Origin of the sequence: Pseudomonas sp. IT-P4 (genome assembly GCF_949767755.1) — a bacterium.
GTDB lineage: Bacteria > Pseudomonadota > Gammaproteobacteria > Pseudomonadales > Pseudomonadaceae > Aquipseudomonas > Aquipseudomonas monachiensis.
This window is the reverse complement of record NZ_CATKPX010000023.1, coordinates 155,736-179,419: the sequence shown is the minus strand read 5'-3', so window position 1 is coordinate 179,419 and position 23,684 is coordinate 155,736. Positions and strand designations below refer to the sequence as shown.

Here is a 23,684-nt window from a genome sequence, read left to right as displayed (position 1 = left end):
TTTCGCTTGCGTGCACACTTCCTCCGTTACGCACAAATTATTTATGCGCATTGATGTGCTCGGTCAATCCTGAAAGTGTTTCATATAACTTTGTTACAACTACAACTTCGACATTTAACCATGTAGCCTGGCTACGACGTGGTGGGTTACCTGACCAGAAAAAGGACACCACAAAACTGTGTCGACCCGGCGATCCGCAGCCCCCGTCGTTATCAAGACCTCGCACGTTTCAGCCAGCACGCCACACCGTCCGCAACCGTTGCAGCGCCGCCTCGATGGCCTTTTCGGGCACCGCGGCAAATCCCAGTACCAGACCGGCGCGTTGATCCATCGGGGTTGCGCAATCCGGCAGCCAATAACTGCTCAAGCCGTTGACCTCGACATCGACACTGCTCGCCAACTCGATCAGCTCGCGTTCACGGGCCACGCTGTCGACCGGCACCGTCATGTGCAGCCCCGCGGCGACGGTGGGTAGCTTGCCAATGCCTGGAATATCCAGCGGCCAACCGCTGAGCAAGGTATTGCGCCGACTCAGCGCCGCACGCCGCATGCGCCTTATGTGCCGCTGGAAATGCCCGGCCGCCATGAACTCGGCCATCACCGCCTGGGTGCTGACTTCGGAATGCCGTACGTCCACTGCACGTCGTTGCGCAAACGCCTGCACCAGCCCCGGCGGCAGCACCAGATAACCGAGACGCAATGCCGGAAACGCGACCTTGCCGAACGTGCCGACATACAACACCCGCCCGTTACGATCGAGTGCCGCCAAAGGCGCCAGTGGCGCGCCGCTGTAGCGGTACTCGCCATCGTAATCGTCCTCGACGATCCAGCCTTGGGTGCGCTCGGCCCAGGCCAGCAGCTCCAGACGTCGCGCCAGGCTCATGACCACGCCGGTGGGATACTGGTGGGACGGCGTGACGTAGGTCAGCCGACAATCATCGAGTGCTGACAGTTCGCTGCAATTGATACCCTCGCTGTCCACCGCCACCCCGTGTAACCGCGCCCCCGCCACGGCAAAGGCATGACCGGCCGCCCGATACCCCGGATTTTCAATCGCCACCCCGTCGCCGGGCTCCACCAGCAACTGTGCACAAAGGCTGATTCCCTGCTGCGCGCCACTGGTGATCAAAATTTGCTCAGCTGTGCATTGCATGCCCCGCGAACTGCGCAAATACGCGGCGATCATCCCGCGCAGGCGTGCATCGCCTGCCGGGTCGCCGTAGCACAGCTGTTGAAAATCCGGCTTGCGCCAGAAAGCCGCATTCAGCTTGGCCCAGACCTCGAATGGAAACAGATCGAACGCCGGGACACCCACCCGAAATGCCCGGGGCGGACCGCTCGGAGGATTGGCTAAATGGTTGTTTTTGACCCGGGTCAACGGGTCGTTGTGGATAACTTTGCTGGATGAATCCACAGGTAAATCGAGCCAATTTGTGGATAAGGCTGTGGGTAACCCTGTTGAAAACCCTGTGGATACTTTTGTGGATAGTTTTTTTGCCGGCACGGTTGCCTGGGGCAATTGCGCGACATAAGTCCCGTCGCCTACCCGCCCTTCGATAAACCCTTCGGCGTACAACTGATCGTAGGCGCGCACCACGCTGTTACGGGAAATCGCCAGCGCGGCAGCCAGATCACGACTGGCCGGCAGACGCGTACCGCTGGCCAGTCGTCCGTCGAGCACACGCGTGCGCAATGCCTGATAGAGCTGACGACTCAGCCCCTGGCGACGATCAAGTTCGATACCCGCCGGGTTGAAGGTCAGGGACAGTGGTTCGCTGGTCATCGCAATGGACCTATGAAATTGGTCGTTAATGGCTCTTACAACAGACCAATAGCCTGCCTAGGATGCAGGCATTCGCCAAGGAAAATATCTCCATGTATACGCCACGTGCTTTTGCCATCGACGAGTTGTCCCAACTGCATGAACTGATCCTCGCCACCCGTCTCGCCATATTGGTGACCCATGGTGAAAGCGGCCTGCAAGCCAGCCATGTACCGGTGCTGCTGCACTGCGAACAAGGCTCGAACGGCACGTTGTACGGGCATCTGGCCAAAGCCAATCCACAATGGAAAGACCTGCGCGACGGCGCCGAAGCCCTGCTGATATTTGCCGGTACCGACGCCTACGTCAGCCCTGGCTTCTACCCAAGCAAGGCCGAACACGGCAAAGTCGTGCCTACCTGGAACTACGTCGCCGTACACGCCTATGGCCGAGCCGAAACCTTCAGCGATGGCGGACGGCTGCTCGACATCGTCAGCACCCTCACCGATCGTCATGAAGCTGGCCGCGCCCAACCGTGGTCAGTGGCCGATGCCCCCGCCGATTACATCGACGGCATGCTCAAGGCCATTGTCGGTTTCGCCATCCCCATCGACCGTCTGGAAGGCAAGCGCAAGCTCAGCCAGAACCGCAGCCCCGCCGACATCGCCGGTGTGCGCGAAGGCCTGGCCGCCAGCCCCGACGTCAACGACCAAAGCCTCGCCCAATTAATGCGCTAAGGAAGTCACCATGAGTCAAATCGACATTCGCCAAGTCACCGCCGGTGATCACGCGGCCTGGTTGCCGCTGTGGCAAGCCTACCTGCGCTTCTATAAAACCGAACTGCCGGAGGCCGTTACCCAAAGCACCTGGCAGCGCATGCTCGATCCGAACGAGCCAACCCACGCCGCCCTCGCCTGGGTCGACGGTAAAGCGGTGGGCATGGTGCATTTCATCTACCATCGCTCGAACTGGGCCATCGAGAACTCCTGCTACCTGCAGGACTTGCTGGTGGTCCCGGAAACCCGTGGCACCGGTGTCGGCCGCCAGTTGATCGAATTCGTCTACACCACGGCCAAGGCCGACGGTTGCAACAAGGTCCACTGGCTGACCCACGAAACCAACGCCACCGCGATCCAGCTCTACGAGCGCATCGCCGAACGCCCGGGTTTCATCCAGTTTCGCAAAGCCATCTAAGTTCAAGGAGAACAGCATGTCGATTTCACTCGCCGACTGGAAAGGCGTCCCGGCCCCCACGACTCAACTGATCGAAGGGCGTTACATCCGCCTGGAAAAACTCGACCCGGCGCGCCACGGCGACGACCTGTTCAACGCCCTGCAAGGCCCCGGCGCCGACCCGAAGCTGTGGGACTACCTGCCTTACGGCCCCTTCCCTGAGCGCAGCGTCTTCAACGACTGGCTGAACAACCACGCGGCCAGTAGCGACCCGTATTTCTTCAGCGTAATCGACCGCGCCAGCGGCGAGGTCCAGGGCATACTCAGCCTGATGTCCATCGTCCCGGCCCAGGGCCGCATCGAAATCGGCCACGTTACCTTCGGCGCCCCGATGCAGCGCTCGCCGAAAAGCACCGAGGCGGTTTACCTGTTGGCCAAGGAATCCTTTGCCCTGGGTTACCGTCGCCTGGAATGGAAATGCAACAACGCCAACGCCCGCTCCAAATACGCGGCCGAGCGCCTGGGCTTCAGTTTTGAGGGAGTGTTCCGTCAGCACATGGTGGTCAAAGGACAAAATCGGGACACCGCGTGGTACTCGATTCTGGATTCGGAATGGCCGGCGATTGGCGCCGGGTTCGAGAAGTGGCTGAGCGATGAGAACCAAACCGCCTCGGGTCAGGTTAAAGGGTTGGTGGAGTGCAGAACGCAACAGTCCTGAATCCATAAAACCGCATTCTTCGGCGAAGGCCGCGGGTTGAATTTCGGGCGAAAAAAAGGGGAGCACATGCTCCCCCGAGGTATAAAGCGTTGTATCGCGGCTGTTAACTCAGCCTTCGATCTCGATCAGGATCTCGCCCGGGTTCACCCGGTCGCCCTTGGCCACGTGAATGGCGGTGACTTTACCGGCGATGGCTGCCTGGACTTCGGTTTCCATCTTCATCGCTTCGGTGATCAGCACAGCCTGGCCAGCCTTGACGGTGTCGCCTTCCTTGACCAGCACGTCGACGATGTTGCCCGGCATGGTGGTGCTGACGTGACCCGGTGCAGTGGCTTGCTTGCGCTTGCTGCTGCCGCCGCCGACGAATTCGTTGAGCGGCTCGAACACCACTTCTTCCGGCATGCCGTCGATGGACAGGTAGAAGTGACGCTTGCCTTCGGCCTTGACGCCAACACCGGTGATGTCGACGCGGTAGGTTTCGCCGTGAACGTCAATGACGAACTCGGTTGGCACGCCTTCCCCACCGACAGAGGCGACGCCGCCGGCTTCAGGAATCGGCAACAGCACTTCTGGCGTCAGGGTGCCCGCAGCACGCTCTTCGAGGAACTTGCGACCGATGTCCGGGAACATGGCGAAGGTCAGTACGTCTTCTTCAGACTTGGCCAGTGCACCGATGTCGGCACGCAGCTTGGCCATTTCCGGCTTGAGCAGATCGGCCGGACGAACGTCGATCACTTCTTCGCTGCCGATGGCCTGGCGACGCAGTTGTTCGTTCACGGTGCCCGGCGCCTTGCCGTAACCGCCTTGCAGGTACAGCTTCACTTCGTTGGTGATGGTCTTGTAGCGCTCGCCGGCCAGCACGTTGAAGAACGCCTGGGTGCCGACGATCTGCGAAGTCGGGGTCACCAGCGGCGGGAAGCCGAGGTCTTCACGAACACGCGGGATTTCGGCCAGCACTTCGCTCATGCGATTGAGTGCGCCCTGCTCTTTCAACTGGTTGGCCAGGTTGGAAATCATCCCGCCCGGTACCTGGTTGACTTGAACACGGGTGTCGACGGCGGTGAATTCGCTTTCGAACTGGTGGTACTTCTTGCGCACGGCGTAGAAGTACAGCCCGATCTCTTGCAGCAGTTCCAGGTTCAGGCCGGTGTCGAACTCGCTGCCTTTAAGGGCGGCGACCATCGACTCGGTGCCCGGGTGGCTGGTGCCCCAGGCGAAGCTGGAGATCGCGGTATCGATGTGATCGGCGCCGTTTTCGATGGCCTTCATTTGGCACATCGCGGCCAGACCAGCGGTGTCGTGGGAGTGAATGAACACTGGCAGCGATTGCTCGGCTTTCAGCGCCTTGACCAGTTCGCCGGTGGCGTACGGAGTCAGCAGGCCGGCCATGTCCTTGATCGCCACCGAGTCGCAACCCATGGCTTCCATTTGCTTGGCCTGGTTCACGAAGGCCTCGATGGTGTGCACCGGGCTGGTGGTGTAGGCGATGGTGCCCTGGGCGTGTTTGCCGGCGGCTTTCACCGCTTCGATGGCCACGCGCAGGTTACGCACGTCGTTCATGGCGTCGAAGATGCGGAACACGTCGATACCGTTGACCGCCGCCTTGGCGACGAAGGCCTTGACCACGTCGTCGCTGTAGTGGCGGTAGCCCAGCAGGTTCTGGCCACGCAGCAGCATTTGCAGACGGGTGTTAGGCAGCGCCGCGCGCAGTTGGCGCAGACGCTCCCACGGGTCTTCTTTCAGGAAGCGAACGCAGGCGTCGAAGGTCGCGCCGCCCCAGCATTCCAGTGACCAATAGCCGACTTTGTCGAGCTTGTCGCAGATCGGCAGCATGTCTTCGGTGCGCATGCGAGTGGCGAGCAGCGATTGGTGGGCGTCGCGCAGGATTGTGTCGGTAACGTGGATTTGTTTGCTCATTGTTCTATTCCTCACAGGCCTGCGTGGGCGGCGATGGCGGCGGCGATGGCCAGGGCCAGCTCTTCGGGTTTGCGCTTGATCGAGTAGTTGGTCAGTTCAGGGTGGCTTTCAACGAAGCTGGTGTTGAACTGGCCGCTACGGAATTCCGGGTTACGCAGGATTTCCTGGTAGTACGCGGCGGTGGTCTTGACCCCTTGCAGACGCATGTCGTCCAGGGCGCGCAAGCCACGGTCCATCGCCTCTTCCCAGGTCAGCGCCCACACCACCAGTTTCAGGCACATGGAGTCGTAGTACGGCGGGATGGTGTAGCCGGTGTAGATCGCCGTGTCGGTACGCACGCCAGGACCGCCGGGCGCGTAGTAACGGGTGATCTTGCCGAAGCTCGGCAGGAAGTTGTTCTTCGGGTCTTCGGCGTTGATCCGGAATTGCAGGGCGAAACCACGGTGGTGGATGTCTTCCTGCTTCACCGAAAGCGGCAGGCCGGAGGCAATGCGAATCTGCTCACGGACAATGTCGATACCAGTGATTTCTTCGGTGATGGTGTGTTCCACCTGCACCCGGGTGTTCATCTCCATGAAGTACACCTCGCCCTCGGCGAGCAGGAACTCCACGGTGCCGGCGTTCTCGTAACCCACGGCCTTGGCTGCGCGCACCGACAGGTCACCGATGTAGGCGCGCTGTTCCGGGGTCAGTTGCGGGCTCGGGGCGATTTCGATCAGCTTCTGGTTGCGGCGCTGGATCGAGCAGTCACGCTCGAACAGGTGCACCACATTGCCGAAGCTGTCGCCGAGGATCTGCGCCTCGATGTGTTTCGGATTGACGATGCACTTTTCCAGGAACACTTCCGCCGAACCGAACGCCTTGGTGGCTTCGGAAATGACCCGTGGGAAAGCCTGTTCGAGTTCTTCGCGACTGTTGCAGCGACGAATGCCGCGGCCGCCACCACCGGAAGTGGCCTTGAGCATCACCGGGTAACCGATGCGATCGCCTTCGGTCAGGGCTTCTTCAATTCCCGACACGTTGCCTTCGGTGCCCGGGGTCACCGGTACGCCGGCCTTGATCATACTGCGGCGAGCTTCGGTCTTGTCGCCCATACGGCGAATCACTTCAGCCGACGGGCCAATGAATTTGATCCCGCGTTCGGCGCAGATCTCCGCCAGCTCGGCGTTTTCCGAAAGGAAGCCATAGCCTGGGTGCAGTGCATCGCAACCGGTTTCCACCGCCAGGTTCACCAGCTTGCGCGGGTTCAGGTAACCGGCCAGCGGCTCGGCACCAATGCTATGGGCCTCGTCCGCACGCTTGACGTGCAGAGCATGACGGTCGGCATCGGAGTAGATCGCGACCGAGCGAATGCCCATTTCGGCGCAGGCACGTACGATTCGTACGGCAATCTCACCACGGTTGGCGATCAGGATCTTTGTTATCACTTGGAGGTTCCCTTGAGCCGGTGGTACCCACGACCTGCTAGACCCAGGTCGACGCGTGACCAAATGTTTCAATTTGGTCGCAGGTCCACACTAGCGCCCACAAGGGATTAACAAAAATGAATAAAAATTGGGTCGTGCATAAGTAAAGACTTATAGTTGATTCATCAGCCAGCGACGAGAGCGACAAGATAATGCGTAAGTCATTGATGCGTATGACTTTGCGGCAATTACAGATCTTCAATGAGGTCTGTGATTTGCGCTCCTACAGCCGCGCGGCCGAGGAAATGTCGCTCACACAACCTGCCGTCAGCCTACAGATTCGTCAACTTGAGGAGCTGATTGGCCAGCCCTTGTTCGATTACGTCGGCAAAAAACTCTACATGACCGAAGCGGCTGAAGCGTTACAGCGGGCCAGTCGGGATATTTTCGGGCGCCTGGAAAACCTCGACATGCAGCTGTCGGACATGCAGGGCTCGTTGCAGGGGCAACTGAAACTGGCGATTGAATCCAGCGCCAAATACTTCGTGCCGCATCTGTTTGCCGCGTTCAAACGCCAGCACCCGGAAGTGAACCTGCAACTGACAGTGGTCAATCGCGGCCAGGTCATTCGGCGCCTGTCGGACAACCGCGACGACCTGGTGATCATGTCCATGGTGCCCCAGGACATGGGCCTGGAATTCCTGCCGTTCCTGAACAACCCGATCGTCGCCGTGGCGCCACCGGATCACCCGCTGTGTCATATGGGGCCGCTGCGCTTGCAGGATCTGGAGCCCTACACACTGCTGCTACGCGAACCCGGCTCCGGGACACGGCTTGCGTGCGAAGAATACTTCAAAGAGAAGCGCGTGCATTTCAACCAGACCCAAGAGGTCTCGTCTGCCGAAGCGCAGCGTGAATGTGTTCTGGCAGGCCTGGGCGTTGCGCTGTTGACGCGCCACGCCCTGAGCCTTGAACTGGCAACCGGTGGGCTGATCGAGCTACCGGTCGAAGAGCTGCCACTGTTTCGCAGTTGGTGCCTGGTGCAGGCCAAGGCGAAACGCCTGTCACCGGTGGCTCACGCCTTCCTGGCGTTTATCCGCAGCGAACGGATTCAGATCAGCGCGCTGGTTGAGCGTTTCGACGGGACACCGAGGGAGATGCCTGCCAGAAGTTGAGTTCCAACTCCGGAAAGTCGCCAATTTCGGCCAGAAGCTGACGGCGTTCGCAGCGATCTTCGATGGCGCGACGGAATTCCATGCGGCGCTGATCTTCTTGCTGACGACGGGTTTTGACAGCGCTGTTGCGTTCTTCGTAGGGCATGGCCATTTCGAGTCTCCCAAGGCGAGTACGGGAGTTTCAAGATAGGCGCGGGGGATGACGGTTTGGCGGCTTGGGCGTTACAGGGAGATGAACATTCAGAAGCAAAGATCGCAGCCTTCGGCAGCTCCTATGCAGGAACGCGAATACCTGTAGGAGCTGCCGAAGGCTGCGATCCCTTGATCTTAGTCGTCAAGCGCTTTCACCGACTTGGGCGACAGCCGCAAGCTGCGCAGGCTGCGCTTGACGCTCTTGAGGTGGTTGACCAGGCTCGGGCCACGCGCCATGGCCACGCCCATCGCCAGCACGTCGATCACCACCAGGTGGGCGATACGCGAAGTCAGCGGCGTATAGATTTCAGTGTCTTCATGCACATCGATCGCCAGATTGACCGTAGACAGTTCAGCCAACGGCGTCTGGCTCGGGCACAAGGTGATCAACGAGGCACCGCTTTCGCGCACCAGGTTGGCGGTGATCAGCAGGTCCTTGGAGCGCCCGGACTGGGAAATGCAGATCGCCACGTCGGTTGGCTTGAGCGTCACGGCCGACATCGCCTGCATGTGCGGGTCGGAATACGCCGCAGCGGTGAGCAGCAGGCGGAAGAACTTGTGCTGGGCGTCCGCGGCGACCGCACCCGAGGCGCCAAAGCCGTAGAACTCCACACGCTGGGCCTGGGACATCAGCGTCACCGCCCGCTGCAACTCCAGCGGATCGAGCTTCTCGCGAACCTCCATCAGCGTATGCAGGGTGGTGTCGAAGATTTTCAGGCTGTAGTCGGCGACCGAGTCATCCTCATGGATCGCAAACTGGCCGAAACTCGCACCTGCCGCCAGACTCTGGGCCAGCTTCAGCTTCAGGTCCTGAAAGCCGGAACAACCGATGGCACGGCAAAAACGCACGATGGTCGGTTCGCTGATGCCCACGCTGTGGGCCAGGTCGGCCATGGAGCTGTGCATCACGGCCGCAGGATCGAGCAGCACGTGGTCGGCGACCTTGAGCTCCGACTTGCGTAACAGGTGGCGAGACTGGGCGATGTGTTGCAACAGATTCAAAGGGCTGGACTCTTTGTTATTGGCAGGCGCCGGGGATGTAGCACGCTTGTAGTTATACTACATGAATCGGCTTTTTGCCTGCTCAATGCGTTACCGAATCCCTCGATTTCACGCGCGGGCACCTCATGTAGCCCCCGTCGACAGATGCAAGCCAGTGATCGATCAGGCCCACGAGAAAAAGACAGCTTCTGCTCCAGCCACTGGAAGTTCATATAGCAATAAAATAACAAATAAAATCAAACATACAACCTTACATAGTCCACCAACAAACACCACCATTAAAACATTCAACCTTGCTACATTAATGTCGCAGGAGCAAAACAACCTAATCAAAAGGAACTGAATACAATGAGCATTCAAACAAAAAACTGGACAGCACAAATTAACCGCATGCCTGGCGCCACTTATTTTCGAGTGTCTGGTACCGTAACCGTTACTGACTCAGGCATTATGCCAAAGCTTGTGCCAAGCCAGGTACAAGACACTCCCTTCCTGCCTCTGGAACTGATCCTTGAGGATCAAAAAGGCATTTTGCCAGTCTTAACAGACAGAGTTGTAGAATACAAAGTACCCGGAATCCACGCCGTAACCAGCGTTGGAATTTTTTATAACGGAGAATTATTGCACCACATTGACAAAGTAATAATAACTGACTAATAACTTGTCATTCTTACGCAATACCGGGCCTCCTGCCTAGCAACTAATAACGGGAGTGGGGATTGCGATAACAATTCATTCGGTGCGCTACTCTCTTGGGGATGGTCTGACGTAGCGATGTGTTTCTGGCTGACTTCGGTCACCGCCGATTTTGAATGTGACGCATCGATCCAAAAAACGCTGAGATCACTCACCCATCCCTGTTTTTTAGCCGCCGCGAGCACCTCGCGGCGGCTATTCCCCACACTAAAGGCGCACCTCTACTGCATGGCTCAGTAAATGTCGGCGGGCCATCCAAAGATTCGACAGTGCAAACAGCGTCACCCGCTGTGCGGTGTTCTTGGCCAGCCACGAAAGCGTGTCTTCACATAACCGAACTGGCGCTTGATCACCCGGAACGGGTGCTCGACCTTCACCCTTACCTGCGCCTCGCGCTTTTTCGATCTTGCGCCTGGCTTTGTACAGGACGCTGCGCTTGCGCAGTTTTTGGTAGGTGCTACGCCGGGCGGCAATTTTCCAGATGACCTGGCGACCTTCATGCTCGGGGCGTTTCTCCACTCCGGCATAAGCCACCAACTAGTGCTTTTCCAGCAGGCGACGGAAGTTGAAGATCGTGGTTTCGTCGGCGGATCACTGCTGCCGAACCAATTCAATAGCTGCACACACCGCCTTACAAATCCAACCAACTTAACTCAAGCGTGACAAACCATGGTTGGATATATTAATTCCGCAGGAAGCAAAAAAGATCATTTAAAGGAGCTACCTATCATGACTATTAAAACCAAAGACTGGTCCGCACATATTGACCGTATGCCTCCCGGCACCTGGATCAGAGTCGAGGGCACCGTAACCGTTGCCCACTCTGGCATCACTCCGAAGCTGGAAATGGCCAACGCCTGTGAACCGCGCCTGGAGCTTAAATTGGAAAGATCCAATGAAATTTCACTGCAGGTTGAAACCGATAAGCGTGTTAAATATTTCGCATGGGGGAATTACAACTCCGATTTCAAGTTCACCAGCGTCAGCATCTACTACGAAGGCAAGTTGCTGCACCATATTGATAAAATAACGTTTACTAGCTAAAAGCATAAACTGCTTCCGGCAATTCAGGCGTCCCGCAGCCTCGTCTACCTGATAGACGGGACGCCACCGTCTCAGCTTGCGGCTTGCGTGCGCAGTAAACCCGCCAACGTCTCAGCCTCAACTGGACGGCTGATCAAATAGCCCTGTACTTCATCGCAGCGCTCGGCTTTCAGGAACTCAAGCTGTTCTTCCCGCTCCACCCCTTCCGCCACGACCTTCAGCTTCAGGCCGTGAGCCATGGCAATGATTGCCCGGGTAATCGCCGCATCCTCGGTACCCTCTCCCAACCCGCGGATAAACGCCTGATCAATCTTCACGTAGTCCACCGGGATGCGCTTGAGATAGCTCAGGGAGGAGTAACCGGTGCCAAAATCGTCAATGGCCAGCTTCACTCCGAGATCACGCAATTGCTGGAAGGTTGCGATGATGTGCTCGACGCTGTCCAGCAACTGGCTTTCGGTGAGTTCCAGTTCCAGGAGTTGCGGCGCCAGCCCGGTCTCTTCCAGCACCTGCCGCACCAGGCTGACCAGCTTGCCCTGGCGCAATTGATGCACCGACAGATTGACCGACACCCGTATCGCTTCCAGCCCCTGCCGTTGCCACTCACAGGCTTGCCAGCAGGCCTGACGCAGCACGAACTCACCGATCGGGCCGATCAATCCGGTTTCTTCAGCCAGGCCGATGAAATCCCCCGGCGGCACGCGCCCCATGGTCGGATGATCCCAACGTACCAAGGCTTCGGCGGCATTCAATCGGCCAGTGGCCAGGCACAGTTTCGGCTGGTAAAACACCTTCAGTTGTTTGTCTTCGATGGCTTTGCGCAGATGGTTTTCCAACTGTAAACGCTCCAGCGTGCTGGCTTGCAAGCTGTCGGTGTAAAACTGAAAATTATCGCCACCCAGATGTTTGGCGTGCTGCATCGCCATGTTCGACTGACTGACCAATGCCGATATTTCCCGCGCGCTGTCCGGCAGCAGGCTGATGCCCATCGACGCGCTGACCACCAGCTCATGCCCGTCAATGGTCACCGGCAAACGCAATTTGTTCGCCAGACGAGTCGCCACCCGGGCCAGGCTCGAAAGGTTACCGTAGGAATTGAACAGCACGGCAAACTCATCACCGGAAAGGCGTGCGATGGTGTCTGCTTCAGGCAATGCATTCACCAGTCGCCGGGCCATTTTCTGCAACAACTGGTCGGCGACTTCATGCCCCAGGCTGTCATTGAGTTGCTTGAACCGGTCGAGATTGATGTGCAGCAACGCCAGGCTGCGGTAACCGCCCTGTCGCACTCGTTGATGAGCCTCGCTGAGTCGCTCGCGAAACATCGCGCGGTTGGCCAGACCGGTAAGCTCGTCGTAATGGGTCAGATAGCGCATGCGCTCTTCGGATTCTCGGCGAGCCGAGAGATCGGCGAAGAAGCCCACAATATGGCTTACATTTCCCCGGGTATCGCGCACAGCATTCAGTTGCAGCCATTGCGGATACATCTCGCCGTTCTTGCGGGTCTCCACCAGTTCGCCCTGCCAGCTCCCTTGCTGCTCCAGCGCCTGATGTATTGCGGCGTAATGCCGACGTGCATCGCGACTGCATGGCAACTCAACGACATTGCGTCCAATCATGTCGTCGATGTCATAGCCGGTCACCTGACTGAAGGCTTGATTGATCGCGATCAGGACGTAGTTCGGATCGAAAATCACGATCCCTTCGCTGGCCGCCTCGAATACGGTTGCCGCCAGTTGCCGCTGCTCTTCCAGGCCTTTGCTGGCGCTGATATCGCGACGAGTGCCGACCATGCGAATCACCCGGCCGTTGTCGGCACGCTCGACTGCCCGCCCGCGGTCCTCGATCCAGACCCAGTGGCCATCGCCATGCCGCACGCGATACTCGATTTGATAGTCCTCGGTGCGGCCCTTCAAATGCTCGACCAGCGCCCTTTTCAGCCCAGGAAGATCCTCAGGGTGAAGGCGCGGCTTGAGGTGACGCAGTATCGCCGTGACCTGTTCCGGCTCCAGGCCGAACAATTCCTGAATCTGTGTGTGATGGACTTCGTCGGTTTGCAGATTCCAGTCCCACAACCCCAATTCGCTGGCTTTCAACGCCAGCGCCAGACGCGCCTCACTCTTGCTCAGCGCCTGGTTGGCGGCGTCCAGTTCCAGGCTGCGTTGAGCGACTCGGTTTTCCAGGTCGACCTGGATCTCTCGCAACTCGTCCTCGGCACGTCGGCGCTGCTCTATCTGAGTGGCCAGCTTCTGATTGAGCTGATCACTGCAGCTTTGCGCCTGCTGCAGATGCTCGATCAGTGCCTGATTCTGAAAGCGTCGCATCAAGCCCCGATCGATCAATCGATTCACCTGCCAGGCAACCACGCTCAACGCACCGAGCAGGATCAGCCCGAACCAGCCCCAACCTTGCTGCTGTTCGTCAGCGCCCCAAAACATATAGGCGATGGCCGGCAACAGGCAGGGCAAGGTGAATGACAGAAAGGCCGGCAAGCTGACCGCATAAGCCACGCTGGCCGAGAGCGCCGCGGCACCGATGAGGCCGAAGACCCAGGCTTGCTGAATGAAGTTATCGGCAGGAACCAGGGCAATGCCGGCACCTGCCAGCGTCAGACCGGTGAGACCGGAGCCCAGCAAAAACATCCGTCGCCAAATGGGATGGGCCTGACGGTTGGGAATGGCCGAGTCGAAGGCTGCGACCTGAATCACCCGCAATGCCACCAACGACAACAACCACACCAGCCAGACACTGACCAGAAAATAGCGCTGCGGGCTCCAGAGCAAACCGGCGCAGACCAGGCCATTGATCAGCATGAACAACGTGGGCAGCAGCGAGCCTTGATACAACAGGCGCGTGCGTTCGACCGCCATTTCCATGGCGTACTGTTTACGGATCACCCGAGGCTCCACAGTGGGGCCCGACAGGTCGAAGCTGAGGGTCATAGGCGATGTTCTTGTTCTTATAATGATGAGCATGTGCCCGAAACTGCTCGGAGCATACACAAGCAATTGCCCGGACCAAACTGCTGCTGATCAATAAATCGCCAAATTTTTCGGCTGCCGATGCCGCTGAAAATGCTCAAGGCACGCCCCGCCAACGCCTGCAGCCGATGACTGACCAGTCGTCCTTCGCGTAACTTTCATCGGTTAAAGCAAAGCGGGGTTTGCCCGGTGTGTCGCGGCCCCCTAGAATGCCCCGATGCGCGATGATCTCTCCCTTCTGCTGAACTCCCTCAACGATGCCCAACGTCAGGCCGTAGCAGCCCCCGTGGGTCGTCAGTTGGTCCTGGCCGGTGCTGGTTCCGGTAAAACCCGAGTGCTGGTGCACCGTATCGCCTGGTTGATCCAGGTCGAAAACGCCTCGCCCCACTCCATCCTGTCGGTGACCTTCACCAACAAGGCCGCTGCCGAGATGCGCCAGCGCATCGAGCAGCTTATGGGTATCAACCCGGCCGGCATGTGGGTCGGCACCTTCCACGGCCTGGCGCACCGCTTGTTGCGGGCACACTGGCAGGAAGCGGGCCTAAGCCAGACCTTCCAGATTCTCGACAGCGATGACCAGCAGCGGCTGGTCAAGCGGGTGATCCGCGAGCTCGGCCTGGACGAACAGCGCTGGCCGGCCCGTCAGGCCCAATGGTTCATCAACGGCCAGAAAGACGAAGGCCTGCGCCCGCAACACATCCAGGCCAGCGGCGACCTGTTCCTGGCGACCATGCGCGGCATCTATGAAGCCTACGAGGCCGCCTGCCTGCGTGCGGGTGTCATCGACTTCTCCGAATTGCTGCTGCGCGCCCTCGATCTGTGGCGTGATCACCCAGGCCTGCTCGCTCACTATCAAAAGCGCTTCCGGCACATCCTGGTGGACGAGTTCCAGGACACCAACGCCGTGCAATACGCCTGGTTGCGCCTGCTGGCCAAGGGTGGCGACAGCCTGATGGTCGTAGGCGACGATGACCAGTCGATCTACGGCTGGCGCGGCGCGAAAATCGAGAACATCTACCAGTATTCCGAAGACTTCCCGGACGCCGAAACCATTCGCCTGGAGCAAAACTATCGCTCCACCGCCGGCATCCTGAAAGCTGCCAACGCCTTGATCGCCAATAACACCGGACGCCTGGGCAAAGAGCTGTGGACAGACGGCGGCGAAGGCGAAGCGATCAACCTGTACGCAGCCTTCAACGAACACGACGAAGCACGCTACGTTGTCGAAACTATAGAAAGCGCGCTGAAAACCGGCTTGTCTCGTAGCGATATCGCGATTTTGTACCGTTCCAACGCCCAATCGCGGGTTCTGGAAGAAGCCTTGCTGCGCGAGCGCATTCCCTACCGTATCTATGGCGGCCAGCGCTTCTTCGAACGCGCCGAAATCAAGAACGCCATGGCCTACCTGCGCTTGCTTGAAGGTCGTGGCAACGACGCCGCGCTGGAACGGGTGATCAACGTGCCGGCCCGTGGCATCGGAGAAAAAACCGTCGAAGCGATCCGCGACCATGCGCGCCACAGCGATGTGTCGATGTGGGAAGCGATGCGCCAACTGGTGGCCAACAAAGGCCTGACCGGTCGTGCGGCCGGCGCCCTTGGCGCGTTTATCGAGCTGATCGAGAACCTCGCCGCCAAGTGCATGGAAATGCCACTGCACCTGATGACCCAGACCGTCATCGAGCAGTCGGGGCTGATCGCCTATCACGAAGCGGAAAAAGGCGAGAAAGGCCAGGCCCGGGTAGAAAACCTTGAGGAACTGGTCAGCGCCGCACGCAATTTCGAAAACAGCGAAGAAGACGAAGAGCTGACGCCATTGGCAGCGTTCCTCGGTCACGCATCGCTGGAGGCCGGCGACACCCAGGCCGACGAGCACGAAGACAGCATCCAGTTGATGACCCTGCACAGCGCCAAAGGCCTGGAATTCCCTTACGTGTTCCTGGTGGGCATGGAAGAAGGCCTGTTCCCGCACAAGATGAGCCTGGAAGAACCCGGCCGCCTTGAGGAAGAACGTCGTCTGGCCTACGTAGGCATCACCCGGGCCATGCAGAACCTGGTGATGACCTATGCCGAGACCCGACGCCTCTATGGCAGCGAGACCTACAACAAGGTGTCGCGTTTCGTACGCGAAGTTCCGAAAGGCCTGATTCAGGAGGTGCGGCTGTCCAACAGCGTCAGCCGCCCGTTCGGTGGCAACCAGTCGATGAGTGGCAGCAACCTGTTCAGCGGCAGCGAGATTCCGCAGACCGGCTTCAGCCTGGGCCAGACCGTACGCCACTCGGTGTTTGGCGATGGCGTGATCCTCAACTTCGAAGGCGCCGGGGCCCAGGCCCGGGTGCAGGTGAACTTCAGCGAAGGCAGCAAGTGGCTGATGCTGGGTTACGCCAAGCTGGAAGCTATTTAAGGTCACACTGACAGTTTATCTGTGGAAGCGAGCCTGGCCTTGATTTTGTACGCCACGGGCCAATATCAATCATTGGGATCGATCTCTACGCAGTGCTATCTGTTCCTGCTGTTGTCGGGCCTTGCCACCGGTGCATCGTGGATCTGCTATTTCCCCGCATCGGTGTCATTGGTTTCCCTGCGACGCCAGGCAAGCGTCCTACAAGCCCTGTCCACTCATCTGACAGATCAAAGTCAAAAGGCCTTATTGCACTGACTGGAGCTGAACACGACCTGTCAGGCAAAAGCCCGAAACACTCTGCCGCTAGCCAGTAACACTTCACCTGTGCAACATGGCGCGCGTGCCTTCCACAAATGGGAATTCCCTTTATGAAACGTTTTCTTAGCATCGCCATGGCGTTGTGCATCGGCCTGACGATGAGTCTCGACGTCAATGCCGCCAAGCGCTTCGGTGGTGGCAAAAGCGCAGGCGCTGCGCCGACTCACCAGACCAGCCAGATGGCTCCTTCTTCTCCAGGCATGGGCGGCGCTGCGGCGACCGCTGGTGCTGCCGGTGCCGCTGGCGCTGCCGCCAAGGCTGGTGGCGCTTCGCGCTGGCTCGGCCCGCTCGCCGGTATCGCGGCCGGTGGCCTGCTGGCATCCATGTTCATGGGTGACGGCTTCCAGGGCATGCAGATCTTCGACATCCTGATCATGGCCGTCATTGCGTTCCTGGTCTTCCGCTTTATCGCCGCCCGTCGTCGCAAGCAGCAGGAGCAGTACGCCCCGGCCGGCCACGCGCCGATGCAACGTGAGGCGTTCGAACAAAAGCCCGCCGGTGGTTCGATCTTCGGTGGCTCGGCAGCACCTGTTGCCGCTCGCCCGGTGATCAACGCACCAGCCTGGTTCAACGAAACAAACTTCGTCGAAGCGGCGCGCAATCACTTCCAGTCCCTGCAACAGCACTGGGACGCCAACGAAATGGACAAGATCGCCGAGTTCGTGACCCCGCAAATGCTGGAGTTCCTCAAGCGTGAGCGTGCTGACCTGGGCGACGGTTTCCAGTCCACCTACATTGATAACCTCAATGTACAACTGGACGGCGTGGACGATCGCGCCGACAAGACCATTGCCACCCTGACTTTCACTGGCGTGTCGAAAACCTCGCGTTTCGACCAGGGCGAAGTCTTCAGCGAAAGCTGGAACATGGAACGTGCACAAGGCGAAAACCAGCCTTGGCTGGTAGCTGGTATCCGCCAGAACGGCTGATTCCCTCCAGCGCTTCACTTGCAGTAAACAAAACCCCGGCCTCGGCCGGGGTTTTCTATTTCGCGGTTGCATCTATAGCAAGCTACTGTATAAACCGCCCCATATAAACCGCGCCATACAAGCAAGAGGATCCCGGACGTGGAAGAAATCATCGAACAACTGCGTGAAGCCAACGAACCGGTACCGGTCCCCTTGGAATTGCCCGACGAAGACCTGCTGGTCGAAATCGAAGAACAACTGTTCATCGACATTCCGTTCGTCTTCAGAGAGTTTCTGCTGACCGTCAGCGACGTGGTATACGGCAGCCTGGAACCGGTCACCGTGACTGACCCGCAATCCCACACTTACCTGCCCGACGTTGCCGCCAACGCCTGGGACGCCGGGGTCGATCGCAGCATGATTCCGATCTGCCAGGACGGTGACAATTACTACCTGGTCGAAGAAGACGGCACCGTGGTGCTGTGGTTGGCCGAAGAAGAGCTGCTCGCCGAAGAAACCTGGGAATCGGTATGGCACTGGGCGCGGGACGTCTGGCTGGAAAGCTGATCCAGTCAACGCCGCTGGGTGGTCAATGCCCGGACGACTCCTTGTGATTATCGAGGGTTTCCAGCAACGCCACCTGCATCCGCGTATGCACGCGAATGAACCAGCGCCACAGTAGCGCCGCCACGGCGGCCGCGACTACGGCGATCAGTACCAGCAACTTGTTGGTCGGCAGAATACTGGCCGACAAGGCTGCCAACAGCAAAAAGATCACCAGCAGCGACAGGATCGGGATCACTTCGGCGATTACCCGGCGCACTCGCTGCGTATGGCGCCCGGCCATCTCCGGCTTCACGCCCATTTCCGCCAGCAACATCGACAGTGCCTTTAGCTTGCGGTACGCCGCAATCAAAAAAGGCAGCGATAACAGCAGCGCCCCACCCCAGATCAACGCCTTTTGCCAGCTCGGATCACTGATCCAGCCTTGCAGGTAAGCCGACATGCGTTCGGCGAAGTACGCGCCCGAAAAGAAGATTGCGATCACGAGCGCCAGATTGACTCCCACCTGCAGCAAAATCCTGCGAATCATGGATGCCAGTAACGCGCCCTCACCCTGAGGCTGGATGCTGCGCAGCCATTCGCCATACATCCCCAACACCCGTCCCAGGCGCTCTGGCATGGCGCTGGCAAGCTTGATCGACAATGGATCCGCCGCGCGGATCAGATAGGGCGTCAGCAGGGTCGTGATCACCGAAACTGCCACAGCCACGGGGTACAGAAAGTTACTGGTGACCTGCAACGTCATGCCCAGTGCCGCGATGATGAAAGAGAATTCGCCAATCTGAGAAAGACCCATCCCGACCCGCAGCGAAGTGCGTCCGTCATTGCCGGCGATAAATGCACCGAGGCCGCAGGACAGCATCTTTCCAAGCACCACGGCTACGGTGATTACAGCGATTGGCCAGGCGTACTGAAGCAGGATCGCCGGATCGAGCATCAGCCCGATGGCCACGAAGAAAATCGCACTGAAAAGATCGCGGACCGGTTCAATCAGTCGTTCAATTTTCAGCAGTTGCCGGGATTCCGCCATGATCGCGCCGATCAGGAATGCCCCGAGGACCATGCTGTATTCAAGCTTGACTACCAGCAGGCAGAAGCCAAAACACAGGCCCAGCACCGTGATCAGCAGCATTTCGTTGCTGTCGAATCTGGCGACGTAGGCCAGCAACCGCGGCACCATCAGGATGCCGATGACCAACGCGACGATCATGAACAGCGACAGCTTGCCGACCGTGGAAAACACTTCACCGGAGCTGACCGTGCCGCTGGCCGCGATGCTGGACAGCAGCGCGATGATGCCGATGCCCAGGATGTCTTCGACGATCAGCACTCCGAATATCAACTGGGCAAACCGCTCGTTCTTCAGCTTCAGATCATTGAGCGCCTTGACGATGATGGTGGTCGAGGAAATTGCCAGGATCGCGCCGAGGAACAGTGAATCCATGGTGTTCCAGTCGAACCAGCGACCGATCTCGTAGCCGATCCAGATCATCAGCACGATTTCCAGGAATGCCGCGATGAATGCCGTGGCACCGACCTTGAACAACTTGCGCAGGCTGAACTCCAGGCCCAGACAGAACATCAGGAATATCACCCCGAGTTCGGCAAGGGTCTTGATGGTTTCTTCGTCATGGATCAGGCCGAACGGCGGGGTATGCGGGCCAATGATGAACCCGGCGACGATGTATCCCAGCACCACCGGTTGTTTCAGGCGATGGAAGACCACGGTGACCACACCTGCGATCAACATGATCACTGCCAGATCCTGAATGAAACTGATGGCATGCATGGCGTGAGACTCCCTGGCTGGCATTGCTCGATCCCCGGACGCAGGAAATATCTGATCGAGCAGAACAAAAATCGGAATTGCACGTAGGAAATGCCCTTGAGACAGGGCTTTTTGCAGGGTAACACCGCGACTTCTGGCAGAAAGGCGGTGCAATATATGGAAACAGATCGATCCGGCGTGACGGCGACCCTGCACCCGGCGTCCCGATAACTGTTGGTTTGAAAAAGCCACTGAGGCACCCGCAGAGGTGCATCCCTCAAACCTGGCCTTGACCCGTGAGAATGCTATGGAACCCGGAAACGCCCAGCTGTCGATGACGGTATTGATGACCCCCGACATGGCCAACTTCTCTGGCAATGTCCACGGCGGCACCCTGCTCAAATACCTCGACGAAGTGGCCTACGCCTGCGCCAGCCGTTATGCCGGCCGCTATGTGGTGACCCTGTCGGTGGACCAGGTCATTTTCCGCGAGCCGATCCATGTCGGCGAACTGGTGACTTTTCTCGCCTCGGTCAACTACACCGGCAACACCTCCATGGAGGTGGGCATCAAAGTGGTGACCGAGAACATCCGCGAGCGCTCGGTACGTCACACCAACAGTTGCTTCTTCACCATGGTTGCGGTGGATGACCAGCGTAAACCTGCATCGGTACCGCCGCTGCAACCGGACAACAGCGAGAGCAAGCGCCGCTTCATCCAGGCTCAGCAGCGTCGCCAGATTCGTCAAGAGCTGGAAAAGCGTTATCAGGAGATCAAGGGCGACGCTTAAAGCTAAAGATCGCAGCCGGCGGCAGCTCCTACAAGTAGGTCACATTCCCTTGTAGGAGCTGCCGCAGGCTGCGATCTTTCTGCCCAAATCTGATTAAAAACTGATCGAGGTCGCCTCGAACCGCACCCGCGGATGCGCAATCCGATCCTGAGCCCGAACCAGTTCCAACTCGTAGCTGGCACAGGCCTGGGTTTCCAGCAGCACTTCATGCACCGCCGACGCCGCGAACTCGAACGCGGCCACCAGGCTGTCGCCCAACAGCACACGGGCCAGGAACAGGCCGGACGTCAAATCGCCCACGCCCACCGGCTGACGCGGGAACGCCAGCAACGGGCGCTGCAAATGCCAGCCGCCTTCGGCCGTCACCAGCAGCATCTCGAAGACCTCCGCCGGTTTACCGGGGTAGTCCAGATGCTTGACCAGCACCGCTTTCGGACCGCGCACCAGCAATGCACGCGCCATTGCCAGGCAATCGAACAGCGATTGCGGCTTGCGCCCGGAGAAGCTGTCTAGCTCCAATTGGTTCGGGCACATGAAGTCCGCCACGGCGGCAGCCTCTTCCAGCAGGAAATCACTGACTTCCGCCGGAACACTGCAGCCCTTCTCCGGATGCCCCATGACCGGGTCACACAGGTACAGCGCCTTGGGGTTCATCGTCTTGATCCGCTCCACCCCCGTCAGGATCGCCCGGCCCTGGGCCGCACTGCCGAGGTAACCGGAGAGCACCGCATCGCAGTTGCCCAGCTCGCCAATCGCCGCGATGCCTTCGACCAGGTCAGGAATCTGGTGTGGCGCCAGCACTTCACCGGCCCACTGACCGTACTGGGTGTGATTGGAGAACTGCACGGTGTTGAGCGGCCAGACATTCACCCCGACCCGTTGCATCGGGAAAACCGCGGCACTGTTGCCGGCGTGACCGAATACCACGTGGGACTGGATAGCGAGCAAATGCGGTGTACGTTTCATGCGGTGGATTTCCGTAAAACGATTGAAATTCTAGCCGCGCAGTATGCGACTAAACGCAGCCTGTACGACAGACCAGCGACACAGTTAAGCTGACACTATCTTGTTGGAGCACCCTGTTGATGCTGACCCTTGGAAATATATTCGTGCTGATGCTGTTCGCCACTGCCGGCGCATGGCTATGGCACAACCACGGCTTGCGCGAGCGCGCGCTGGAACGGGTCAAGCAGCATTGCGGCAAGCTCGGGATTGAATTGCTAGACGGCAACGTGGCCTTGAAAAGAATCGCCTTCATCAAGGATGCCAGTGGTCGGCGACGCCTGGCCCGTGTGTATAACTTCGAATTCACCGTAACCGGCGAAAGCCGCCACAACGGCACCATCACCCAGTTCGGCGCTCACAGCGCACAGATTGAACTGGCGCCCTACCCGGTCCCGTTCGACGAAACCGAACCAGTGGTCGACGTGGCGAAACCTCGCGCGGAAGTGATCGAGCTGAGTCAGTGGCGTCAGGACCATACCAAGTGGCGGCCTTGAGCCGTTAACCCGATCCGGATCGGCACGCAGCCAGCTCACGCTGCAACTGTTCTGCATTCTGCGCTTCACTGAAAATCAGCTCGATACGCGAATCCTGCCGCCATTCACTGGGTTGCCAGTCCAGCGCCGAGTTATCCACCGCGTTCGCCGAGATCCAGCCGCTGGCACTGTGGATAACCAGCTTCGCCCGCCTCCAGCCAAGGCTTTCAAGCCACCGGCCAACCAGAGCGGCATCAAACACCTGGCTTGGGTGCCAACGCCATCCGATGCTCCAGCCTCCGTCCTGTTCCTGACGCAGGCAAATGGGCAACGCGGGATCGCTCCAGACTGCCGGCAGCTGCGCCAATCCCTTGGGCACGACGAAGTTATCCACACCTGCCCGCGCTTTGGCATTCAACCCCGGCAACTCGCTCAAGGGTAAAGCCGCCTGTTGCGTCCAGCACAGGGGGAGCGGCGGCAATTGCCCGGCGATTCGCTGGCGGATGTCTTCTTCGAGACCTTCAGACTTGTTCAACAGCAGCAGTCCCGCATGGCCCAGCGCTTGCTGCTGAACATCCGGCAGCGGTTTGCCTGCGGCGAGCGCCTGGGCATCCACCACCAGCACACAAGGCTGGACGGCCAACACGCCTTGCCACGGCGCTTCGTTCAATTGCCTGAGCAACTGCGCCGGATGCCCCAGTCCCGAGGGCTCTATGAACAGCCGATCCGGTTGTGCCTTGCGCAACAAGCGCCCAAGACCAATCTGAAACGGTGCACCGTTGACGCAACACAAGCAGCCCCCGGCCACTTCCCCCAGTGCGATACCATCGGCGTCCTGGGTCAGTAGCGCAGCGTCGAGACCGATCTGGCCAAACTCGTTGATCAATACTGCCCACCGCTCGCCAGCCGGGCGCTGGGCCAGCAGGTGCTTGATCAGGCTGGTCTTGCCGGCGCCCAACGGGCCGGCAATGACATGAGTGGGGATATTCTGCAGCATGGTTGATGATTTCTGAGGAGGTGGTGGATGCGGTTGATCGGCTTGTCGTTGCTCCTGGCACTCGTTTCAGGCGAGGCGCTGGCCCAGGCTTGTGTGGTTCACAGCCAGGGCGAGCGGCTTGATGTCCAGGTTTGCCAGCAGAACCGCAACATCCCGCCAAAACTCTTCGCCGATGGTTTCTGCCAACCAAACCTGGCGGGACAGAAAGTCGATGTGCAGTACGTCGATCAATGCCCCGGCGGCGCATTTGGTATCTGCAGCAACGCCCAAGTCGCCAATATGCCCTACCGACAGGATATTCACTATTACGGCGTTGCCACCGACGCGGCGTATCTGCAGCCATACTGCGAGGCCCGGAGCCAGGGCACCTGGCTCAAGCCTTGAAGCGCCAGTA

General features: G+C 59.1%; 21 protein-coding genes and 2 pseudogenes. 13 read left to right on the top strand and 10 right to left on the bottom strand.

From position 1 onward, the window contains the following. Positions 1-229: 229 nt before the first annotated feature. Positions 230-1,783 (bottom strand): PLP-dependent aminotransferase family protein, encoded by a 1,554-nt coding sequence (locus ACM6IT_RS07330; RefSeq protein ID WP_414913560.1) that lies wholly within the window; start codon positions 1,781-1,783, stop codon positions 230-232. A gap of 92 nt (positions 1,784-1,875) precedes the next feature. Here ACM6IT_RS07330 and ACM6IT_RS07325 point away from each other — a divergent pair, with 92 nt between their 5' ends. Genes ACM6IT_RS07325 through ACM6IT_RS07315 form a run of 3 tightly spaced genes read left to right on the top strand, consistent with a single transcriptional unit; the run spans position 1,876 to position 3,653 of the window. Continuing rightward, complete coding sequence (locus ACM6IT_RS07325) at positions 1,876-2,499, top strand: FMN-binding negative transcriptional regulator (RefSeq protein WP_414917759.1); 624 nt, start codon at positions 1,876-1,878, stop codon at positions 2,497-2,499. Positions 2,500-2,509: 10 nt separating this feature from the next. Further along, positions 2,510-2,956: a GNAT family N-acetyltransferase gene (locus ACM6IT_RS07320; RefSeq protein WP_414913561.1), complete on the top strand. Its 447-nt coding sequence runs from the start codon at positions 2,510-2,512 to the stop codon at positions 2,954-2,956. A gap of 16 nt (positions 2,957-2,972) precedes the next feature. Continuing rightward, positions 2,973-3,653: a GNAT family N-acetyltransferase gene (locus ACM6IT_RS07315; protein ID WP_056726817.1), complete on the top strand. Its 681-nt coding sequence runs from the start codon at positions 2,973-2,975 to the stop codon at positions 3,651-3,653. Between the two features lie 108 nt (positions 3,654-3,761). Here ACM6IT_RS07315 and oadA read toward each other — a convergent pair whose 3' ends face one another. Then, positions 3,762-5,570 (bottom strand): sodium-extruding oxaloacetate decarboxylase subunit alpha, encoded by a 1,809-nt coding sequence (gene oadA, locus ACM6IT_RS07310; RefSeq protein ID WP_414913562.1) that lies wholly within the window; start codon positions 5,568-5,570, stop codon positions 3,762-3,764. 11 nt (positions 5,571-5,581) lie between these two features. Next, the gene (locus ACM6IT_RS07305) at positions 5,582-6,997 is read right to left on the bottom strand and encodes an acetyl-CoA carboxylase biotin carboxylase subunit (RefSeq protein ID WP_008045577.1); all 1,416 of its coding nucleotides are present in this window, start codon (positions 6,995-6,997) and stop codon (positions 5,582-5,584) included. A gap of 191 nt (positions 6,998-7,188) precedes the next feature. On the opposite strand from ACM6IT_RS07305, the gene ACM6IT_RS07300 reads away from it, so the two are divergent. After that, the gene (locus ACM6IT_RS07300; protein ID WP_150671917.1) at positions 7,189-8,151 is read left to right on the top strand and encodes a LysR family transcriptional regulator; all 963 of its coding nucleotides are present in this window, start codon (positions 7,189-7,191) and stop codon (positions 8,149-8,151) included. Here the strand turns inward: ACM6IT_RS07300 and ACM6IT_RS07295 are convergent. After that, on the bottom strand, positions 8,093-8,302 hold the full coding sequence (locus tag ACM6IT_RS07295; protein WP_349735843.1) for a PA3496 family putative envelope integrity protein: 210 nt from the start codon (positions 8,300-8,302) through the stop codon (positions 8,093-8,095). The genes ACM6IT_RS07300 and ACM6IT_RS07295 overlap by 59 nt on opposite strands. 176 nt (positions 8,303-8,478) lie before the next feature. Next, positions 8,479-9,345, bottom strand: coding sequence for a transcriptional regulator HexR (hexR, locus tag ACM6IT_RS07290; RefSeq protein WP_007954250.1), 867 nt, complete (start codon positions 9,343-9,345; stop codon positions 8,479-8,481). 348 nt (positions 9,346-9,693) lie between these two features. Here hexR and ACM6IT_RS07285 point away from each other — a divergent pair, with 348 nt between their 5' ends. Then, entirely contained in the window at positions 9,694-10,002 is a 309-nt protein-coding gene (locus tag ACM6IT_RS07285) for a hypothetical protein (RefSeq protein WP_414913564.1), read from the top strand. 246 nt (positions 10,003-10,248) lie between these two features. Here ACM6IT_RS07285 and ACM6IT_RS07280 read toward each other — a convergent pair. Next, positions 10,249-10,569 (bottom strand): annotated as a pseudogene (locus ACM6IT_RS07280) (transposase); the annotation flags it as partial. A gap of 201 nt (positions 10,570-10,770) precedes the next feature. Between ACM6IT_RS07280 and ACM6IT_RS07275 the strand changes: the two are divergent. Beyond that, the gene (locus ACM6IT_RS07275) at positions 10,771-11,085 is read left to right on the top strand and encodes a hypothetical protein (RefSeq protein WP_414917758.1); all 315 of its coding nucleotides are present in this window, start codon (positions 10,771-10,773) and stop codon (positions 11,083-11,085) included. Positions 11,086-11,156: 71 nt separating this feature from the next. Here the strand turns inward: ACM6IT_RS07275 and ACM6IT_RS07270 are convergent, their stop codons facing one another. After that, entirely contained in the window at positions 11,157-14,027 is a 2,871-nt protein-coding gene (locus ACM6IT_RS07270) for an EAL domain-containing protein (RefSeq protein WP_414917757.1), read from the bottom strand. A 256-nt stretch (positions 14,028-14,283) separates the two neighbouring features. On the opposite strand from ACM6IT_RS07270, the gene uvrD reads away from it, so the two are divergent. The 4 genes and pseudogenes from uvrD to ACM6IT_RS07250 all read left to right on the top strand — a co-directional run bounded on the left by uvrD (position 14,284) and on the right by ACM6IT_RS07250 (position 18,260). Further along, the gene (uvrD, locus tag ACM6IT_RS07265; RefSeq protein ID WP_056726810.1) at positions 14,284-16,467 is read left to right on the top strand and encodes a DNA helicase II; all 2,184 of its coding nucleotides are present in this window, start codon (positions 14,284-14,286) and stop codon (positions 16,465-16,467) included. A 21-nt stretch (positions 16,468-16,488) separates the two neighbouring features. After that, a pseudogene (locus ACM6IT_RS07260) lies at positions 16,489-16,626 on the top strand (EamA family transporter); the annotation flags it as partial. A gap of 209 nt (positions 16,627-16,835) precedes the next feature. Beyond that, complete coding sequence (locus ACM6IT_RS07255) at positions 16,836-17,714, top strand: Tim44 domain-containing protein (RefSeq protein ID WP_056726809.1); 879 nt, start codon at positions 16,836-16,838, stop codon at positions 17,712-17,714. A gap of 138 nt (positions 17,715-17,852) precedes the next feature. Continuing rightward, positions 17,853-18,260, top strand: a complete 408-nt coding sequence (locus tag ACM6IT_RS07250; RefSeq protein ID WP_019694340.1) for an SMI1/KNR4 family protein — start codon at positions 17,853-17,855, stop codon at positions 18,258-18,260. Positions 18,261-18,282: 22 nt separating this feature from the next. Here the strand turns inward: ACM6IT_RS07250 and ACM6IT_RS07245 are convergent, their stop codons facing one another. Next, positions 18,283-20,046 carry a cation:proton antiporter gene (locus ACM6IT_RS07245; RefSeq protein ID WP_414917756.1) on the bottom strand — a complete coding sequence of 588 codons (1,764 nt, stop codon included), beginning with the start codon at positions 20,044-20,046 and terminating at the stop codon, positions 18,283-18,285. 286 nt (positions 20,047-20,332) lie between these two features. On the opposite strand from ACM6IT_RS07245, the gene ACM6IT_RS07240 reads away from it, so the two are divergent. Beyond that, positions 20,333-20,815 (top strand): acyl-CoA thioesterase, encoded by a 483-nt coding sequence (locus ACM6IT_RS07240; protein WP_056726807.1) that lies wholly within the window; start codon positions 20,333-20,335, stop codon positions 20,813-20,815. A 93-nt stretch (positions 20,816-20,908) separates the two neighbouring features. Here ACM6IT_RS07240 and pdxY read toward each other — a convergent pair whose 3' ends face one another. After that, entirely contained in the window at positions 20,909-21,781 is an 873-nt protein-coding gene (pdxY, locus tag ACM6IT_RS07235) for a pyridoxal kinase PdxY (protein ID WP_414913568.1), read from the bottom strand. Positions 21,782-21,900: 119 nt separating this feature from the next. Here pdxY and ACM6IT_RS07230 point away from each other — a divergent pair, with 119 nt between their 5' ends. Beyond that, positions 21,901-22,314, top strand: coding sequence for a DUF3301 domain-containing protein (locus ACM6IT_RS07230; protein WP_056726805.1), 414 nt, complete (start codon positions 21,901-21,903; stop codon positions 22,312-22,314). 4 nt (positions 22,315-22,318) lie between these two features. On the opposite strand, the gene ACM6IT_RS07225 is transcribed toward ACM6IT_RS07230, so the two are convergent. Next, the gene (locus ACM6IT_RS07225; RefSeq protein ID WP_056726804.1) at positions 22,319-23,290 is read right to left on the bottom strand and encodes a CobW family GTP-binding protein; all 972 of its coding nucleotides are present in this window, start codon (positions 23,288-23,290) and stop codon (positions 22,319-22,321) included. Positions 23,291-23,317: 27 nt separating this feature from the next. Between ACM6IT_RS07225 and ACM6IT_RS07220 the strand changes: the two genes are divergently transcribed. Further along, positions 23,318-23,674, top strand: coding sequence for an NADH:ubiquinone oxidoreductase (locus ACM6IT_RS07220; RefSeq protein ID WP_414913569.1), 357 nt, complete (start codon positions 23,318-23,320; stop codon positions 23,672-23,674). The last annotated feature ends 10 nt before the right edge of the window (positions 23,675-23,684 follow it).

Coding starts and splice junctions, on each gene's coding strand:
- ACM6IT_RS07315 (WP_056726817.1), top strand. CDS start 2,973: ATGTCGATTTCACTCGCCGACTGGAAAGGCGTCCCGGCCCCCACGACT.
- pdxY (WP_414913568.1), bottom strand. CDS start 21,781: ATGAAACGTACACCGCATTTGCTCGCTATCCAGTCCCACGTGGTATTC.
- ACM6IT_RS07245 (WP_414917756.1), bottom strand. CDS start 20,046: ATGCATGCCATCAGTTTCATTCAGGATCTGGCAGTGATCATGTTGATC.
- ACM6IT_RS07300 (WP_150671917.1), top strand. CDS start 7,189: ATGCGTAAGTCATTGATGCGTATGACTTTGCGGCAATTACAGATCTTC.
- ACM6IT_RS07275 (WP_414917758.1), top strand. CDS start 10,771: ATGACTATTAAAACCAAAGACTGGTCCGCACATATTGACCGTATGCCT.
- ACM6IT_RS07240 (WP_056726807.1), top strand. CDS start 20,333: ATGGAACCCGGAAACGCCCAGCTGTCGATGACGGTATTGATGACCCCC.
- ACM6IT_RS07220 (WP_414913569.1), top strand. CDS start 23,318: ATGCGGTTGATCGGCTTGTCGTTGCTCCTGGCACTCGTTTCAGGCGAG.
- ACM6IT_RS07295 (WP_349735843.1), bottom strand. CDS start 8,302: ATGGCCATGCCCTACGAAGAACGCAACAGCGCTGTCAAAACCCGTCGT.
- ACM6IT_RS07330 (WP_414913560.1), bottom strand. CDS start 1,783: ATGACCAGCGAACCACTGTCCCTGACCTTCAACCCGGCGGGTATCGAA.
- uvrD (WP_056726810.1), top strand. CDS start 14,284: ATGCGCGATGATCTCTCCCTTCTGCTGAACTCCCTCAACGATGCCCAA.
- ACM6IT_RS07325 (WP_414917759.1), top strand. CDS start 1,876: ATGTATACGCCACGTGCTTTTGCCATCGACGAGTTGTCCCAACTGCAT.
- ACM6IT_RS07230 (WP_056726805.1), top strand. CDS start 21,901: ATGCTGACCCTTGGAAATATATTCGTGCTGATGCTGTTCGCCACTGCC.
- ACM6IT_RS07320 (WP_414913561.1), top strand. CDS start 2,510: ATGAGTCAAATCGACATTCGCCAAGTCACCGCCGGTGATCACGCGGCC.
- ACM6IT_RS07270 (WP_414917757.1), bottom strand. CDS start 14,027: ATGACCCTCAGCTTCGACCTGTCGGGCCCCACTGTGGAGCCTCGGGTG.
- ACM6IT_RS07225 (WP_056726804.1), bottom strand. CDS start 23,290: ATGCTGCAGAATATCCCCACTCATGTCATTGCCGGCCCGTTGGGCGCC.
- ACM6IT_RS07285 (WP_414913564.1), top strand. CDS start 9,694: ATGAGCATTCAAACAAAAAACTGGACAGCACAAATTAACCGCATGCCT.
- ACM6IT_RS07255 (WP_056726809.1), top strand. CDS start 16,836: ATGAAACGTTTTCTTAGCATCGCCATGGCGTTGTGCATCGGCCTGACG.
- oadA (WP_414913562.1), bottom strand. CDS start 5,570: ATGAGCAAACAAATCCACGTTACCGACACAATCCTGCGCGACGCCCAC.